The organism is Luteibacter sp. ME-Dv--P-043b (assembly GCF_030209605.1).
Classification (GTDB): domain Bacteria; phylum Pseudomonadota; class Gammaproteobacteria; order Xanthomonadales; family Rhodanobacteraceae; genus Luteibacter.
This window is the reverse complement of sequence record NZ_JARVRT010000034.1, coordinates 2,501-4,827: the sequence shown is the minus strand read 5'-3', so window position 1 is coordinate 4,827 and position 2,327 is coordinate 2,501. Positions and strand designations below refer to the sequence as shown.

Here is a 2,327-nt window from a genome sequence, read left to right as displayed (position 1 = left end):
TAAGAGATTAAGACGGTGAAGCGTCTTGGGGTTATATGGTCAAGCCTCACGGCTCATTAGTACACGTAAGCTCAATGCATTGCTGCACTTCCACACCGTGCCTATCAACCACCTAGTCTTGATGGTGCCTTAAGGAGAGTCTAGCTCTCGGGAGATCTCATCTTGGGGCGTGCTTCCCGCTTAGATGCTTTCAGCGGTTATCACTTCCGTTCGTAGCTACCGGGCAATGCCATGGGCATGACAACCCGAACACCAGCGGAACGTCCACTCCGGTCCTCTCGTACTAGGAGCAGCCCCCCTCAAATCTCCAACGCCCACGACAGATAGGGACCGAACTGTCTCACGACGTTCTGAACCCAGCTCGCGTACCACTTTAAATGGCGAACAGCCATACCCTTGGGACCGGCTACAGCCCCAGGATGTGATGAGCCGACATCGAGGTGCCAAACACCGCCGTCGATATGAACTCTTGGGCGGTATCAGCCTGTTATCCCCGGAGTACCTTTTATCCGTTGAGCGATGGCCCTTCCATACAGAACCACCGGATCACTAAGACCTACTTTCGTACCTGCTTGATCCGTCGATCTCGCAGTCAAGCACGCTTATGCCTTTGCACACAGTGCGCGATGTCCGACCGCGCTGAGCGTACCTTCGTGCTCCTCCGTTACTCTTTGGGAGGAGACCGCCCCAGTCAAACTACCCACCATACATGGTCCCCGATCCGGATTACGGACCTAGGTTAGAACGTCAAGCACTTCAGGGTGGTATTTCAAGGATGGCTCCACCGAAACTAGCGTCTCGGTTTCATAGCCTCCCACCTATCCTACACAGAAGAACTCAACGTTCAATGTAAAGCTATAGTAAAGGTTCACGGGGTCTTTCCGTCTTGCCGCGGGAACGCTGCATCTTCACAGCGATTTCAATTTCACTGAGTCTCGGGTGGAGACAGCGCCGCTGTCGTTACGCCATTCGTGCAGGTCGGAACTTACCCGACAAGGAATTTCGCTACCTTAGGACCGTTATAGTTACGGCCGCCGTTTACTGGGGCTTCGATCAAGAGCTTCGCCTTGCGGCTGACCCCATCAATTAACCTTCCAGCACCGGGCAGGCGTCACACCCTATACGTCCACTTTCGTGTTTGCAGAGTGCTGTGTTTTTGATAAACAGTCGCAGCGGCCAGGTTACTGCGACCCCTCGATGCTCAGTCACGCACGTGACCACACCAAGGGGCGCACCTTCTCCCGAAGTTACGGTGCCATTTTGCCTAGTTCCTTCACCCGAGTTCTCTCAAGCGCCTTGGGATTCTCACCCTGCCTACCTGTGTCGGTTTGCGGTACGGTTTTTCTACAGCTGAAGCTTAGTGGCTTTTCCTGGAAGCGTGGTGTCAGTCACTTCGTCCTCATAGGACTCGTCTCGGTGCTCGGCATAAAGATTCCCGGATTTGCCTAAGAATCATGCCTACCGCCTTTCCCCAGGACAACCAACGCCTGGTAGACCTAACCTTCTCCGTCCCCACATCGCACTGTAGAAAAGTGCAGGAATATTAACCTGCTTCCCATCGACTACGCATTTCTGCCTCGCCTTAGGGGCCGACTCACCCTGCGCCGATGAACGTTGCGCGAGGAAACCTTGGGCTTTCGGCGGGGAGGCTTTTCACCCCCCTTATCGTTACTCATGTCAGCATTCGCACTTCCGATACCTCCAGCAAGCCTTACGACTCACCTTCACAGGCCTACGGAACGCTCCTCTACCGCGTACAGATCAAAATCTGTACACCCCGAGCTTCGGTGCATAGCTTAGCCCCGTTAAATCTTCCGCGCAGACCGACTCGACCAGTGAGCTATTACGCTTTCTTTAAAGGATGGCTGCTTCTAAGCCAACCTCCTGGCTGTCTATGCCTTTCCACATCGTTTTCCACTTAGCTATGACTTTGGGACCTTAGCTGCGGGTCTGGGTTGTTTCCCTTTTCACGACGGACGTTAGCACCCGCCGTGTGTCTCCCGTGTATCACGTGTTGGTATTCGGAGTTTGCCATGGTTTGGTAAGTCTCAATGACCCCCTAGCCATAACAGTGCTCTACCCCCAACAGTGTTCGCACGAGGCGCTACCTAAATAGCTTTCGAGGAGAACCAGCTATCTCCGAGTTTGTTTAGCCTTTCACTCCGATCCTCAACTCATCCCCATCTATTGCAACAGATGTGGGTTCGGTCCTCCAGTGCGTGTTACCGCACCTTCAACCTGGTCAAGGATAGATCACTCGGTTTCGGGTCTACTGCCAGAGACTATTCGCCCTATTCAGACTCGGTTTCCCTTCGCCTCCCCTATAC

1 rRNA gene (cut by a window edge) is annotated in these 2,327 nt (G+C 53.8%); it reads right to left on the bottom strand.

From position 1 onward, the window contains the following. Positions 1-35: 35 nt before the first annotated feature. A 23S ribosomal RNA gene (locus QRN34_RS16480) occupies positions 36-2,327 on the bottom strand; it runs 593 nt beyond the window's last position.